Raw genomic sequence first — 14,201 nt, 5'->3', positions numbered from 1 at the left:
GTCCGATTTAAGTTCGTCCACTCCGTAGGCTGATCCCGTCAGGCTGAACAGCGCATCAATAATTACTGCGGTTCGCGCTACGAAAACTCTTGATCTCCGAGACGCTGCCGTCCCGGTAGGTCAGTTCCACCGAGACGGACTGCGTGCTTGGCGCGAGCTTCATGTAGAGCGGCATGCCGGCGGTGACCGCGCTGGGATCGCGCATGTCGCAAGACGGCATCTTCAGCACCTGGTTGGGCACGGCGGTGTCGATGCCGATGCGCACCTCGCGGATGGCGCAGCGGTAAGACACGAGGTGGGTGTAATAGACCAGCAGACCGTTGAACTCGCGGAACGACAGCCAACTCGTCGCGGTCATGTCCAGGATCTTGCGCTGGTCGCGGATCAACGCGGCCTCGGGATCGAACCTGATCGGGAACGGTCCCTGCATCTCGCCGGACTGATCGACATAGCGGACCTCGATGGTGCCGGCCTGCGCATCAGGCGGCAGCTCGATCGACGGGTTCGGCATCCGCTTGCGCGTGCGCGGATCGAGCGTGTCGATGAATCCGGTCTCGCGGAAATCGCCCTTGCCGGCCATACGCCAGGAAATGCCGAGCGTCGGGTCGGCAAAGGAGAACGTAACGCTCCAGCCGCCATTGTGCCGCGAGAAGCTCGCGATCGGCGCGTTGATGGTCTCCTCCTTCGGCATCTGTGGCACCGACACCGGCGGCAGTGCCGCAAGCTTCTGCGGCGGCGGATCGGCCGGACGCGCGGCCACATCCTTCGCCATGCCGCTGAGAAAGACGTCGTCGACCATCTGGTCGAAATAGACCGGCACCTGCCTGTGCTTGACCGTGTCGGCCATTTCGCTGACGGCACGGCGCGTGCGTTGCGCCACCTGGACGAGGTTCTCGCCGGGCTGGAGCAACTCCTTGGCGAAAGTGCGCGTGAACACCGAATTCGGATTGGTATCGTCGTTGGACAGACGATCGAGCGCGGTCTGGCGAGGTCCTGCCGAGAACACCGAGAACACGCCTTCGGGCAGTTGCGTCATCGGCGCGAGCCCGCCGCCGCCGGCGACCGCGCGGGTGCCCTTGCGCTCGAACGGGTTGTTGCGGCAGGCGTCGAACACCAGGATCGAGGTCCGCACCTTCTTGTTCTGAAGGCGCTCGACGATGCGGTCGGCCAGGATCGAGGCGTCACGCACCAGCTCTTCCTGACCTTCGGTCGCCGCCGGCACGTCGGTCGGCAGCAGATAGTTCTGGCCGGCGATCTCGAAGCCGTGCCCGGCGTAGAAAAAGAACGCCGTGTCGCCGGGCTCGATTGCCTTGTCGAAGGCGAGCAGCGTCTCCGAGAATTGCTGCCGGCTCTGGTTCTCCGCGACCATTACCGAGAAACCGAGCTGCTTCAGCGTGTCGCCCATGGTGCGGGCGTCGTTGACGGCCTTGAGCAGCTTCGGGACGTTCCTGTAGTCGTTGTTGCCGACGACGAGCGCGACGCGCTTCTCGGCATAGGCAGGCGCTGCGAAGCCGCTCAGGCTCGCCGCGAGGCCAAGGGCCGCCAGAATTCCGAAAAGCCGACGCGTCATCGCAAAATTTCCCTGCAGAACGGCCCTGCGCCGGTTCCTTCGAACAGCAGTTCACGGGATCCCCTGCCGCTGTGTGATAGTCGGCCCAGAGGCAACGACGGTTCAAGGGCCCTGGGCGCCGATTCCTCGATCTGGCTCTGGCAGATTGCGTTGGAATCTGGTTCTTCTTGGACGATTTCGCCGGAAGTGAGGGGCAGCCGTGTTTCGCTGGTGTACGGACGAGGTGGAGCCACACGACCGCTTCGAGTATTGGCGCGAGGTGCGCGCCAAGGGATTGTTCGGCGTTACCGCCGAGCTCGAGCGCGAACGGCGAACGAACTTCTTCGGCGAATTCTCGCTGCGCCAGCTTGGCGGGGCCGGCCTCGTCGAGCTGAAGGCCTCGCCCTACGCGGTCGAGCGCAGCACGTCCGACATCGCCAACGCCCCGGGTGACGCAATCTGCGTCTACCAGCAACTCGGCAGCGGTGGCTGGTTCGGCGGCATGCGCGCAAGCGACTTTTCCATCGCCAACGGCAGCTTCGCCACCAGCCATACCGACCTGCCTTACCGCACCGCGCCACAGGGCTCCGGGGGCTTCCACCTGCGGATCCTGAAGATTCCCGTGAGCAGCATCCCGACGCAGGATAAGCGCATGCGCGAGCTTGCGCCCCGGACGTTCAACGATCCAACCCTGGCGCCCCTGCTCGCTGCCTGCTTTGCCGATCTCGGCGAGGCCGCTGCGGATGATGCTGCCGCAGCGGATGCGCCCCCTCTCGTCCAGACCTCCCTGGTTCAAGCTTTGGCCCATCTGGCGCTGATCGAGCGCGGCATCGTGCGGCCCGGCAGCCGGCGCGGCCAGGCCGCGCTGCGAACGGCCCGCCTGTCGCAGGCCCGGCGCCTGATCGCACGCCACCTGCAAAACCCAAACCTGGCGCCGACCATGGTGGCCGACCTGCTCGGCGTGTCCGTGCGTCACCTGCACATGCTGTTCGAGACAGCCGAGAAGAGCTTCTCGCAGACCGTGACCGACGAGCGCCTGAAACGGAGCCGCCGCCTGATGCGCGAGGCGCCGGAGCGGCTGATCGCCGACATCGCGACGTCCTGCGGTTTCGAAAGCCTGGCGACCTACTACCGGGTCTTCAACGCCGCCTATGGCATGGCGCCCGGCGACTTCCGGGCCAGGGGTTCGGATGGCCTTTAGCCGTCGTCTAGCGATTGCCGCCGGACCGACGGGCAGAGCAGAAAATCCCAGCCGCGCCCGCGATTTGGGCAAAAACCTCAGGTTTTTTAGGGCCTTCCCGCGCCTGCTCCATTGACTTTGGCCAATTCCCCCCTATGTTCCAGTGCGACGCGGCTCAGATCGACGAGCGATTCCTGAGCCTTGCGCTTTGTTCGCGTGAGTCAGCACCCCCAGCTTCTTCGAGAGCGCGCCGTTTCGGGGTGGAACGCGACAGCCTTATTACCCTCGATTCCGAACGGCGGTTTCGACCAGAGGCTCAATGTCCTTTTCAAATCTCGGACTGTCCGAAAAAGTCCTCGCCGCAGTGGCGGCTACCGGTTACACCACTCCCACCCCCATCCAGGAACAGGCGATCCCTCACGTCCTCGCACGCAAGGACGTGCTCGGCATCGCCCAGACCGGCACCGGCAAGACCGCGGCCTTCGTGCTGCCGATGCTCACCATCCTCGAGAAGGGCAGAGCCCGGGCGCGCATGCCGCGCACCCTGATCCTCGAGCCGACCCGCGAGCTTGCGGCGCAGGTGAAGGAAAACTTCGACCGCTACGGCGCTGGCCAGAAACTCAACGTCGCCCTCCTGATCGGCGGCGTCTCCTTCGGCGATCAGGATGCCAAGCTGATGCGCGGCGTCGACGTGCTGATCGCAACCCCCGGCCGCCTGCTCGATCACACCGAGCGCGGCGGCCTGCTCCTCACCGGGGTCGAGCTGCTCGTCATCGACGAAGCCGATCGCATGCTGGATATGGGCTTCATTCCCGACATCGAGCGCATCTGCAAGCTCGTCCCGTTCACGCGGCAGACCCTGTTCTTCACCGCGACCATGCCGCCGGAAATCCGGCGCATCACCGAAGCCTTCCTGCACAATCCGCAGAAGATCGAGGTCTCCCGGCCCGCCACCACCGCCGTCACCGTCACGCAAGCCCAGGTGCCTGCCGGACGCGAGGCGCACGAGAAGCGCGAGCTGCTTCGCCGCCTGCTGCGGGAGGCCAAGGACCTCAAGAACGCGATCATCTTCTGCAATCGCAAGCGCGAGGTCGCCATCGTTCACAAGTCGCTTCAGAAGCACGGCTTCAGCGTCGGCGCGCTGCACGGCGACATGGACCAGTCGGCCCGCACGGCGGCACTCGAACAGTTCCGAAAGGGTGAGCTGCCGCTGCTCGTCGCCTCCGACGTCGCCGCCCGCGGCCTCGATATTCCCGAGGTCAGCCACGTCTTCAATTTCGACGTTCCCCATCACGCCGACGACTACGTTCATCGTATCGGCCGCACCGGTCGCGCCGGCCGCACCGGCACCGCGATCTCGATCGTGACACCACTCGACCAGAAGTCGATGGTCGCGATCGAAAAGCTGATCGGCCAGAGCATTCCGCGCGTCGAAGGTGATTACGAAGTCCCGGCCGAGGCATCCGATGCGAGCGAGCGTCCGCGCGAGCAGCGCGGCCGTGAACGTTCACGCGGCGGTCGCGGCAAGCCGCAGCGCGGCCGCGACCGTGAGCGCAGCGTCGAGCCGCGCGAGGCGCGAGGCGAGGCAAGACATGCCTCTGAATCGAGGCCTTCTTCGGAGGTGCGACAGCCCGCCGAATCACGGCATCGGTCCGACGACAAGCGCCGGGCTGAGCCGCGTCGCGAGGCGCGCCAGCAGGCCAACATCTCGCATGTACCCTCGATCGGCCGCCCGGAGCCGCGCCGCCAGCGCGAAGTCGACACCGAGCCGGGCGATCACTCGCATCTGCCGGCGTTTCTGCTGCGGCCGGTACGCTCCCCTGCCGGCGCCTGAAGCGCGACGCGCTCCAGATTCCGGTTGAGCAAACCCGCCGCACACTTTATTAGACGCCCTCGTGAACGTATATTTACGGGGCGTTCACGATCGTCCGTTAGCCTACGAACATAATTTAAGCATTGCTGCGGTCGGGGGCGCGCCGACCGCTGTGGGGTATGTTCTGTGATCAAGGTGCTCGATGAACACGAACGCACGATGGCGTTCGCCGAGGTGGCGCTCGGTCAGATCCGATCGCTTCGGCAGACGGCAATTCCCCGCAATTACGAGATCTGGTACGTCTACGCCACCGGCTACAACGCGCCGCTCAACAAGATCATCAACGAAACGCTGGCGCGCAGCGGCAAGCTGACCGAAGCCGATCTCGAGCAGATCTACGAGACCTATCTCTCCCACATCAAGACCACCGACCGCATCGACAAGGTCGGCGCGCGCGTCATCGGCGAGATCGACGACGTGATGAAGGTCTTGGGCGACGCGCTCGGCATGACCAGCGCCTACGACGCCAGCCTGTCGGGCGCGACCGAGAAATTGTCGTCGGCCAAGAACCGCGACCAGCTCAAGGCGATCGTCGAGGCCCTGCTGCGCTCGACCAGCGAGATGCGCGAGACCAACAAGGCGCTGGAAGACCGGCTCACGCTGTCGAAGAACGAGATCAGCAATCTCCAGCAGAGCCTGGAAGCGATCCGCGCCGAGAGCCTGACCGATCCCCTCACCGGCCTCGGCAACCGCAAATATTTCGACCGCATGATCGGCATGGCCGTGCAGAACGCGCTCGCCTCGGGCGAGCCGCTGTCGCTGCTGCTGTTCGACATCGATCACTTCAAGTCGTTCAACGATTCCTACGGCCATCTCACCGGCGACCAGGTACTGCGGCTCGTCGGCCTTTCGATGAAGCAGACCATCAAGGGCCAGGATATCACCGCACGCTATGGCGGCGAGGAATTCGCGGTCGTGCTGCCCAACACCGCGCTGCGCCAGGCTCTCACGGTGGCCGACCACATCCGTCGCGCCGTGATGTCGAAGGAATTGAAGAAGAAGTCGACGGGCGAGATCCTCGGCCGCGTCACCATCTCCGTCGGCGTCTCCATGCTCAAGGAGGGCGACGACACCGACGCGCTGATCGAGCGTGCGGATGCCTGCCTCTACGCAGCCAAGCGCAATGGCCGCAACCGCGTGATCTGCGAAGCCGATCCGGAATACGCGGCCGAGACACCCAGCCGCGTGGCGTAGGTTTTCGCAATGCTCCCGATCGGGCTATGTCGGTTGTCGGGCCCGCCTTCGCTCTGGGAGCTACGGCCGACGAGTCGCTTTGCCCGTCCTACGCGGCAGCCGCTTGAAACTCTTCCGTGACGAACGACATCTGAAGCTGCATCATCGGCCTCCTGTACCCGGGCCCGCAAAGGACATGTCGTCTTGTCCAATCCTCACGATTTCCATACGCCGCAACCGTCCTACACCAAGGACGAACTGCTGCGATCGAGCGAAGGCGGCTATTTCGGCCCAGGCAATGCGCAATTGCCGGCGCCGCCGATGCTGATGATGGACCGCATCACCGAGATCAGCATGGACGGTGGCGCATACGGCAAGGGCCATATCGTCGGCGAGTTCGACATCGCGCCGGGCCACTGGTTCTTCGATTGCCATTTCCACGGCGACCCGATGATGCCGGCCTCCTTGGGTCTCGACGCCATGTGGCAGATGATCGGCTACTGGCTTGGCTGGTCAGGCTCGCCGGGCAAGGGCCGCGCCATCGGCGTCGGCGAGGTGGAGTGCACGGGCACCGTCACACCGGACACGAAACGCGTGCGTTACGAGGTCGCCATGCGCATGGTCCGCCGCGGCAAGCTGGTGCTCGGAATTGCCGATGGCCAAGTGCTTGCCGATGGCGTTTGCGTGTTCACCGCCAAGGACATGAGAGTCGGACTGACCAAGGCCGTGGATTGAATGCTCGTAGAGTCGGCATAGGCGCGCAAGCCATGCCTGTCATCTCTATCCTGAACGGCGGGCACGCTTTGCTTTGCCCACCGCGCCAACCGCCTTCTTGGCGGTCTTCCTGGCCGGCCGCTTCTTCGCAACGGGCTTCTTCGGCTTCGTTTTCTTTGCCGCCGCCGTCTTCGCCTTAGGCCGCTTCTTCACCTTGGCGCGTTGAGCCGCGGCGAGGGCCGCCCTCGCCCATTGTGCAAGCTCTGCGGAATCATCGAACAGGCGTGCTGGCAACTCCCAGTAGGAATGAACCACCACGGTCTTGGCGCGGGTCGAATACTGGAACGGCTTTGAGCCTTCGGCCTCGAAGTCCGGAATGGTCGACTCGTCGGCGCGGAAGAACAGGCCGGCGCGCAAGGACAGCGCGAAATTGACACCGTCGGCGGAGATGCCGTAGCCCGAGAACATCTTGCGGATGGTGACAGGGCCGAAATCGGCGAACAGGTCGATCAGGAATTCGCGGTCCATACGCACCCTCGTGCCCCGGACGCAACGCAGCGTGTAACGATGCGCTGCTGAGCCGAGGCCCAGTCTTCTGCATCCATCACTATAACGTGGGTCGCGGCTCTGCGCAGCAGCGCAAGGGCGCTGCTGCGCGTCCGGGACACGAGAGTTATTGAGAAGACGCTATCCGTCGATCTTGGCCGGACGCAGTTCGACCGATTCGCCGCAGCCGCAGGCGGAGACCTGGTTGGGATTGTTGAAGACGAACTGGGCCTGCATCTTGTCGGCCTTGTAGTCCATCTCGGTGCCGAGCAGGAACAGCACGGCCTTGGGATCGACGAGGATCTTGACGCCCTTGTCCTCGACGACCTCGTCGGTCGGCCGGATCTCGTGGGCGTATTCGACCGAGTAGGACTGACCGGCACAGCCGCCATTCTTCACGCCGACGCGGAGACCTACGATCTCGGAATCGGCACGCTGGGTCAGCTCGCTGATGCGCTGGGCGGCGGCGTCCGTCAGCCTCATTACCTGCGGGCGCGGCCGCCGTGGCTTCGGAGTGGATGCTGGTGTCGAGCCTGACGAAATTTGGGTCATATCAGTGATGTGGTCCGTTGCGGCGCGAATTCAATGCCCGTGGTGGCGTCACCACATGTTGAGCACGAGCCGCGCCTCGTCGCTCATGCGTTCCGGCGACCACGGCGGCTCCCAGACGACCTTGACGTCGACCACGCCGACGCCAGGGACGCTGGCGACCGCGTTCTCGACCATGGTCGGCAGTTCGCCGGCGGCCGGGCAGTTCGGCGTCGTCAGCGTCATCAGCACGTCGACCGAGCGGTCGTCCTTGATCTCGACCTTGTAGATCAGGCCGAGCTCGTAGATGTCGGCCGGAATCTCCGGATCGAAGACGGTCTTGAGCCCGGCGATGATCTCGGTGGTCAGACGCTCGGTCTCCTCCGGCGGCAGCGCCGAATGGGTCTCCATCGGATTGGCTTTGATTTCGGCCGTGTCACTCATGCGAACAAATCCCGCGCTTTCAGCAGCGCCTGTGCCAGATGATCGACTTCTTCCCGAGTATTATACATGCCGAACGAGGCCCGGCACGTCGCGGTCACGTTGAACCGCTCTAAAAGCGGCATCACGCAATGGGTGCCGGCGCGCACCGCGATGCCCTGGCGGTCGATCACGGTGGCGACGTCATGGGCATGCGCGCCCTTGAGCTCGAAGGAGATCACCGGGCCCTTGCCCCGCGCCGTGCCGATCAGCCGCAGCGAGTTGATCTCGCGCAGGCGTTCCTGGGCATAGGTGGTGAGATCGTGCTCGTGCGCGGCGATGCGCTCCTTGCCGATCGAATTGACATAGTCGATGGCGGCGCCAAGGCCGACGGCCTCGACGATTGGCGGGGTGCCGGCTTCGAACTTGTGGGGCGGGTCGCCGTAGGTGACGATGTCGCGCGAGACCTCGCGGATCATCTCGCCGCCGCCATTGTAGGGGCGCATCGCGACGAGATGGTCGTACTTGGCCCAGAGCACGCCGATGCCGGTCGGGCCATACACTTTGTGACCGGTGAAGACGTAGAAATCGCAGCCGATGTCCTGGACGTCGACCGGCAGATGCACCGCGCCCTGGCTGCCGTCGACCAGCACCGGAACGCCGCGGGCATGGGCGATCTTGACGACGTCCTTGACCGGCACGATGGTGCCGAGCGCGTTCGACATCTGCGTAATCGCGACCAGCTTGGTCTTCGGCGTCAGCAGCTTCTCGAACTCGTCGATGAGGAAATTGCCCTCGTCGTCGACCGGCGCCCACTTGATCACGGCACCCTGGCGTTCCCTGAGGAAATGCCAGGGAACAATGTTGGAGTGGTGCTCCATGATCGAGATGACGACCTCGTCGCCTTCCCCGATGTTCGGCCCGCCCCAAGACGAGGCGACCAGGTTGATCGCCTCCGTCGCGTTGCGGGTGAAGATCACTTCTTCCGTACGCGGCGCGTTGATGAACTGCGCGACCTTGGTGCGGCCGCCCTCGTACGCTTCGGTCGCGGCATTGGCGAGATAGTGCAGGCCGCGATGCACGTTGGCGTATTCGCTCGTGTAGGCCTGCGTCATGCGGTCGAGCACCGACTGCGGCTTCTGCGCGGATGCCGCGTTGTCGAGATAGACCAGCTTCTTGCCGTAGACCTGCAAAGCGAGCGCCGGGAAATCCTGGCGCACGCGCGCGACGTCATAAGCGCCGTTCTTGACCGCCGGATGCGTGCTCATGACCGCCGCTCCAGCCAGCGCTCGGCCATGCCGATCACATGCTCGCGCAAACCATCGTCGGCGATCTGCTCGATCGCCTCGCCCACGAAGGCCTGGATCAGCAGCGCCTGGGCCTGCTTCTCCGGCAGGCCGCGGGCCTTCAGATAGAACAACAAGGTGTCGTCCAGCGCGCCGGCGGTGGCGCCGTGGCCGCAGGAGACGTCGTCGGCGAAGATCTCGAGCTCGGGCTTGTTGTCGGCCTCGGCCTCGTCCGAGAGCAGCAGCGCGCGCGTCATCATCTTGCCGTCGGTCTTCTGCGCGTCGGGACGGACGATGATGCGGCCCTGGAACACCGAATGGGCGCGATCGTCGACCACCGCGCGGAAGATCTCGCGGCTAACGCAGTTCGGCACGGCATGGTCGACGACCAGCGTGGTGTCGCCATGCTCGGTCTTCTGCAACAGGTTCACGCCGTTGATCGAGAGCTCGCTGCCCTCGCCCGCCAGCGTGATGAAACCTTGCAGCCGGCTGACAGCTGCGCCGATGGTCATGTTAAAGAAATTGAGCTTGGTGTTGGCACCGACGGTGACGAACTGCGAGGTGATGTTCACCGCATCGGGCGCATCGTCCATCAGACGGATATGGGCGACGTCGGCGTCGTCGCCGACCGTCACAAGCACGGCGTCATTGACCTGGTAGGTCCTTGCACCGGCCGCGACGAAACTTTCGATGATGGTGGCGCGGGCGCCCTTCCCGACTTTCACTTGCGAGCGAGTGAAGGCCGAGGCCGCAGCGGCAGTCGCCACATGGATGATCTGGACCGGCGCAGACAGCTGCGCACCATCCGCAATCGACAGCACCACGCCGTCGGTCGCCAGCGCCGCGTTCAGCGCGATCACGGCATCGGTGGATACGGTCTTCAGGAGGCCGGCATCCTTCTCCAGCGCCTCCCGCAGCGTCGTGAGGCTCACTTCGGATGCGAGCGCCTTCACGTCGGAGAGCTCGGCCGCGAAAACGCCGTCGACCAGCACCAGCTTGCAGGCGCCTGCGATCCCATGCGCGTTCACGGCCTCCGCAGCGCGCTTCAGCGCGGCCGCATCGGGTGCGGCCGCTAGCGGCAGCACCTCACCGACCAGCGCACGCAGATCGGTGTATTTCCATTCCTCGATCCGGCGATGCGGCAGGCCGAGACGCTCATAGCTCTCGAACGCCTCGCGGCGCGCCGCGATCACATCAGGCGATCCCGGCAAGCGGCCTTCGGCGCTGGCGAAGAGATCGCTCACCGCGCGGCCGCTTCCGGTCTTTGCCACAGCAACGTTCATTGCAACCAATCCTTACGCGGCCTCGAACTGGGCGTAACCGGACGCTTCCAGCTCCAGCGCCAGCTCCTTGCCGCCGCTCTTCACGACGCGGCCCCTCGACATCACGTGCACGACGTCGGGCACGATGTAGTTCAGCAGCCGCTGATAGTGGGTGATGACGACCATCGCGCGCTTGGGCGAGCGCAGCGCGTTGACGCCGTCGGCCGCGATGCGCAGCGCGTCGATGTCGAGGCCGGAATCCATCTCGTCGAGGATGCACAGGCTCGGCTCGAACAGCGCCATCTGCAGCACCTCGTTGCGCTTCTTCTCGCCGCCGGAGAAGCCGACATTGACGCCGCGCTTGAGCATGTCCTGCGGGATGTTCAGCGACTTCGAGACTTCACGGACCTTCTTCAGGAAATCAGGCGTCGAATATTCGCTCTCGCCGCGCGCCTTGCGCTGCGCGTTGAGCGCGGTGCGCAGGAAGGTCATGGTGGCAACGCCGGGAATCTCGACCGGATACTGAAATGCCAGGAACACGCCCTTCGCGGCGCGCTCCTCCGGCGCCATCTCCAGGAGGTCCTCGCCTTTGAACAGGATCTGACCGTCGGTGACCTCATAGCCGGGCTTGCCGGCGATGACGTGCGAGAGCGTCGACTTGCCGGAGCCGTTCGGCCCCATGATCGCGTGCACCTCACCTTCGTTCACGGTCAGCGTCAACCCATGGAGGATCTCACGCTCCTCGACACGAACCTTGAGGTCTTTCACTTCAAGCAAAGCCATCTTGTTTCCATCTATCTCCTCATCCTGAGGAGCGCCGCAGGCGCGTCTCGAAGGACTGAGGCCACCAATCTTTCCGAAATCCATCCTTCGAGACGGCCGCTTGCGCGGCCTCCTCAGGATGAGGCCGGAGCTAGCCGACCGACCCTTCGAGCGAGATCGAGATCAGCTTCTGCGCTTCCACGGCGAATTCCATGGGCAGCTGCTGCAGCACGTCCTTGACGAAGCCGTTGACGACGAGACCGACCGCCTCTTCCTGGCTGAGCCCGCGCTGGATGCAGTAGAACAGCACGTCCTCGGAGATCTTCGAGGTGGTCGCCTCGTGCTCGAACGTCGCCGACGAGTTCTTCGCCTCGATGTACGGCACGGTGTGCGCGCCGCATTTGTCGCCGATCAGCAGCGAATCGCAGGCGGTGAAGTTGCGTGCGCCGGTCGCTTTCCGGTGCGCCGTGACGAGGCCGCGATAGGTGTTCTGCGACTTGCCGGCGGCGATGCCCTTGGAGATGATCCGGCTCGTGGTGTTCTTGCCGAGATGGATCATCTTGGTGCCGCTGTCGACCTGCTGATAGCCGTTCGAGATCGCGATCGAATAGAACTCGCCGCGCGAATTGTCGCCGCGCAGGATGCAGCTCGGATATTTCCAGGTGATCGCGGACCCGGTCTCGACCTGGGTCCAGGAGATCTTGGAATTGTTGCCGCGGCAGTCGCCACGCTTGGTGACGAAATTGTAGATGCCGCCCTTGCCTTCCGAATTGCCGGGGTACCAGTTCTGCACCGTCGAATATTTGATCTCGGCATCGTCATGCGCGACGAGTTCGACCACGGCGGCGTGGAGCTGGTTCTCGTCGCGCTGCGGCGCGGTGCAGCCTTCGAGATAGGAGACGTAGGAGCCCTTGTCGGCGATGATCAGCGTGCGCTCGAACTGGCCGGTGTTGCGCTCGTTGATGCGGAAATAGGTCGACAGCTCCATCGGGCAGCGCACGCCCGGCGGCACGTAGACGAACGAGCCGTCGGAGAACACCGCCGAGTTCAGCGTCGCGTAGAAATTGTCCGAGGTCGGAACCACCGAGCCGAGATACTTCTGCACCAACTCAGGATGCTCGCGGATCGCCTCCGAGATCGGCATGAAGATCACGCCGGCCTTCTTCAGCTCGGCCTTGAACGTGGTGGCCACAGAGACCGAGTCGAACACCGCATCGACCGCGATCTTGCGGCGGGCCGGATCTTCCTCGCCCACCTTGGGCTCGACGCCTTCGAGCATGGCGACTTCCCGCAAGGGGATGCCGAGCTTCTCGTAGGTCTTCAGGATCTCCGGATCGATCTCGTCGAGCGAGGTGATCGTCTTCTTCGGCTTCGGCGCCGAATAGTAATAGAGATCCTGGAAGTCGATCTTGGGATAGTCGACGCGGGCCCAGGTCGGCTCCGTCATAGTCAGCCAGCGCCGATAGGCTTCCAGCCGCCACTGGAGCATCCAGGCGGGCTCGTTCTTCTTCTCGGAGATGAACTTGACGGTGTCTTCCGACAGCCCCTTGGGGGCCTTGTCGGACTCGATCAGGGTCTCAAACCCATAACGATACTGGTCGACGTCGATGCGCTTCACGCGCTCGACCGTCTCTTGTACGGCTGGCATTTCATCCTCCGCTCGCGGTTTCAAGGACCGCGGTGGATCAAACTCGGTCGAGTATTACGATATTTCTCTGCGGAAAGCACGGGCTTAGAACCGTTCGAGCCGTGTTTCGTCGCTTAGCCCTTAAGTAGGGTATTACCAAGCTTTCGCCAAGCCTCTAACGCCCTATTGATGTCATCTGGCTCCGTGGACCAGCCCAGACTGAGGCGCACCGCTCCCTGGGCGACCGCGGGGTCGTAGCCCATGGCAGACAGGACGTGGGACGGCTGGACCTTGCCGGAGGAGCAGGCGGAACCGGAGGAGACGGCGATCCCCTCCAGGTCGAAGCCGATCACGGCAGTTTCGGCCTTCAGGCCTGGAGCGGTGAAAAGCACGGTATTCGGTATCCGCTCCACGTCATCCGCAAAGACCGTCGCTCCGGCAACGTCGCGAAGGCCATTTTCCAAACGATCTCTGAGAGTTGCCATTCGCTTCACATCCTCCGGCAGAGCCTGAAGCGCGGCTTTCACCGCCGCCCCGAAGCCGGCGATCCCCGCGACATTCTCGGTTCCGGCCCGACGGTTGAGCTCCTGCCCACCACCACGCAGCACCGGCTCCAGGCCGACCATCCCGTCGGCCATCACCAGTGCGCCGACCCCCTTGGGGCCGCCGATCTTGTGCGCAGAAAAGGCGCCAAGATCTGCACCTACCTTATTGATATCGAAATGGATTTTCCCGAGTGCCTGGATCGCATCGACGTGCAGGAGACCGCCGGCCTCATGGACGACGCTTGCGGCCTCAGCGATGGGCTGGAGCGCGCCGGTCTCGTTATTGGCGGCCATGATCGAGACCAGGGCTGGCGGGCCGTCCTTGAGCTGCACCTTCAGATCCTCGAGGTCGACCACGCCGGAGCGCGTGACCCGGATCAGGCCGATCCTATCCGACGGGAACCGGCCGCCCGCCAGCACCGAAGCATGCTCAACCGCCGAGACCAGCAGCCGCTCGACGGGGCCTCCCGACGGCCCCCGCAGACCCGGCGAGAGCGCCAGCGCATTGGCCTCGGTTCCAGCTGAGGTGAAGATAACGTTTCGTGGCAGCGCGCCGACCGCGGCCGCCAGCGCGGCGCGGGCCTCCTCGACCAGCCGTCGCGCCTCCCGGCCCTCGGCATGGACCGATGACGGATTGCCGACGAGGTCATAGGCCGCGACCATCGCCGCCCGCGCCTCGGGGCGCAGCGGCGTGGTCGCGTTCCAGTCGAGATAGACACGTGTCAGCATCTCGCCC

At 64.4% G+C, this 14,201-nt stretch carries 13 protein-coding genes; 4 read left to right on the top strand and 9 right to left on the bottom strand.

Annotation, left to right across the window (positions count from 1 at the left end):
• Nucleotides 1-55: 55 nt before the first annotated feature.
• Nucleotides 56-1,570, bottom strand: coding sequence for a caspase domain-containing protein (locus tag ABIA42_RS12605; protein ID WP_370113318.1), 1,515 nt, complete (start codon nt 1,568-1,570; stop codon nt 56-58).
• A 199-nt stretch (nt 1,571-1,769) separates the two neighbouring features.
• On the opposite strand from ABIA42_RS12605, the gene ABIA42_RS12600 reads away from it, so the two are divergent.
• From ABIA42_RS12600 to fabA, 4 genes are all read left to right on the top strand, one after another.
• Nucleotides 1,770-2,750, top strand: a complete 981-nt coding sequence (locus ABIA42_RS12600; protein WP_370113320.1) for a helix-turn-helix domain-containing protein — start codon at nt 1,770-1,772, stop codon at nt 2,748-2,750.
• Nucleotides 2,751-3,048: 298 nt separating this feature from the next.
• On the top strand, nt 3,049-4,563 hold the full coding sequence (locus tag ABIA42_RS12595; protein ID WP_370113322.1) for a DEAD/DEAH box helicase: 1,515 nt from the start codon (nt 3,049-3,051) through the stop codon (nt 4,561-4,563).
• A gap of 165 nt (nt 4,564-4,728) precedes the next feature.
• Complete coding sequence (locus ABIA42_RS12590) at nt 4,729-5,796, top strand: GGDEF domain-containing protein (protein ID WP_370113324.1); 1,068 nt, start codon at nt 4,729-4,731, stop codon at nt 5,794-5,796.
• Between the two features lie 183 nt (nt 5,797-5,979).
• Nucleotides 5,980-6,510 (top strand): bifunctional 3-hydroxydecanoyl-ACP dehydratase/trans-2-decenoyl-ACP isomerase, encoded by a 531-nt coding sequence (fabA, locus tag ABIA42_RS12585; protein WP_370113326.1) that lies wholly within the window; start codon nt 5,980-5,982, stop codon nt 6,508-6,510.
• Nucleotides 6,511-6,555: 45 nt separating this feature from the next.
• Here the strand turns inward: fabA and ABIA42_RS12580 are convergent, their stop codons facing one another.
• The 8 genes from ABIA42_RS12580 to ABIA42_RS12545 all read right to left on the bottom strand — a co-directional run bounded on the left by ABIA42_RS12580 (nt 6,556) and on the right by ABIA42_RS12545 (nt 14,194).
• Nucleotides 6,556-7,017, bottom strand: coding sequence for a TfoX/Sxy family protein (locus ABIA42_RS12580; RefSeq protein WP_370113328.1), 462 nt, complete (start codon nt 7,015-7,017; stop codon nt 6,556-6,558).
• Between the two features lie 159 nt (nt 7,018-7,176).
• On the bottom strand, nt 7,177-7,587 hold the full coding sequence (locus ABIA42_RS12575) for an iron-sulfur cluster assembly accessory protein (protein WP_271530581.1): 411 nt from the start codon (nt 7,585-7,587) through the stop codon (nt 7,177-7,179).
• A 48-nt stretch (nt 7,588-7,635) separates the two neighbouring features.
• Nucleotides 7,636-8,007 carry an SUF system Fe-S cluster assembly protein gene (locus ABIA42_RS12570; protein WP_028177247.1) on the bottom strand — a complete coding sequence of 124 codons (372 nt, stop codon included), beginning with the start codon at nt 8,005-8,007 and terminating at the stop codon, nt 7,636-7,638.
• Nucleotides 8,004-9,251 carry a cysteine desulfurase gene (locus ABIA42_RS12565; RefSeq protein WP_370113331.1) on the bottom strand — a complete coding sequence of 416 codons (1,248 nt, stop codon included), beginning with the start codon at nt 9,249-9,251 and terminating at the stop codon, nt 8,004-8,006. Before ABIA42_RS12565 ends, ABIA42_RS12570 begins: the two co-directional genes overlap by 4 nt.
• A complete protein-coding gene (sufD, locus tag ABIA42_RS12560) occupies nt 9,248-10,552 on the bottom strand; it encodes a Fe-S cluster assembly protein SufD (RefSeq protein WP_271530579.1) in 1,305 nt (434 codons plus the stop codon). The genes ABIA42_RS12565 and sufD overlap by 4 nt, the downstream gene beginning before the upstream one ends.
• Before the next feature lie 12 nt (nt 10,553-10,564).
• A complete protein-coding gene (gene sufC / locus ABIA42_RS12555) occupies nt 10,565-11,314 on the bottom strand; it encodes a Fe-S cluster assembly ATPase SufC (protein WP_035675958.1) in 750 nt (249 codons plus the stop codon).
• Between the two features lie 130 nt (nt 11,315-11,444).
• On the bottom strand, nt 11,445-12,941 hold the full coding sequence (sufB, locus tag ABIA42_RS12550) for a Fe-S cluster assembly protein SufB (protein WP_271530578.1): 1,497 nt from the start codon (nt 12,939-12,941) through the stop codon (nt 11,445-11,447).
• Between the two features lie 113 nt (nt 12,942-13,054).
• A complete protein-coding gene (locus ABIA42_RS12545; protein WP_370113334.1) occupies nt 13,055-14,194 on the bottom strand; it encodes a cysteine desulfurase family protein in 1,140 nt (379 codons plus the stop codon).
• Nucleotides 14,195-14,201 lie beyond the last annotated feature (7 nt).

Source organism: Bradyrhizobium sp. USDA 327 (assembly GCF_041262065.1).
Classification (GTDB): Bacteria; Pseudomonadota; Alphaproteobacteria; order Rhizobiales; family Xanthobacteraceae; genus Bradyrhizobium; species Bradyrhizobium liaoningense.
The sequence above is the reverse complement of the archived record's forward strand: the minus strand, read 5'-3'. Positions and strand labels throughout refer to the sequence as shown.

Coding starts and splice junctions, on each gene's coding strand:
- ABIA42_RS12595 (WP_370113322.1), top strand. CDS start 3,049: ATGTCCTTTTCAAATCTCGGACTGTCCGAAAAAGTCCTCGCCGCAGTG.
- ABIA42_RS12605 (WP_370113318.1), bottom strand. CDS start 1,570: ATGACGCGTCGGCTTTTCGGAATTCTGGCGGCCCTTGGCCTCGCGGCG.
- ABIA42_RS12580 (WP_370113328.1), bottom strand. CDS start 7,017: ATGGACCGCGAATTCCTGATCGACCTGTTCGCCGATTTCGGCCCTGTC.
- sufD (WP_271530579.1), bottom strand. CDS start 10,552: ATGAACGTTGCTGTGGCAAAGACCGGAAGCGGCCGCGCGGTGAGCGAT.
- ABIA42_RS12545 (WP_370113334.1), bottom strand. CDS start 14,194: ATGCTGACACGTGTCTATCTCGACTGGAACGCGACCACGCCGCTGCGC.
- sufB (WP_271530578.1), bottom strand. CDS start 12,941: ATGCCAGCCGTACAAGAGACGGTCGAGCGCGTGAAGCGCATCGACGTC.
- sufC (WP_035675958.1), bottom strand. CDS start 11,314: ATGGCTTTGCTTGAAGTGAAAGACCTCAAGGTTCGTGTCGAGGAGCGT.
- ABIA42_RS12565 (WP_370113331.1), bottom strand. CDS start 9,251: ATGAGCACGCATCCGGCGGTCAAGAACGGCGCTTATGACGTCGCGCGC.
- ABIA42_RS12575 (WP_271530581.1), bottom strand. CDS start 7,587: ATGACCCAAATTTCGTCAGGCTCGACACCAGCATCCACTCCGAAGCCA.
- ABIA42_RS12570 (WP_028177247.1), bottom strand. CDS start 8,007: ATGAGTGACACGGCCGAAATCAAAGCCAATCCGATGGAGACCCATTCG.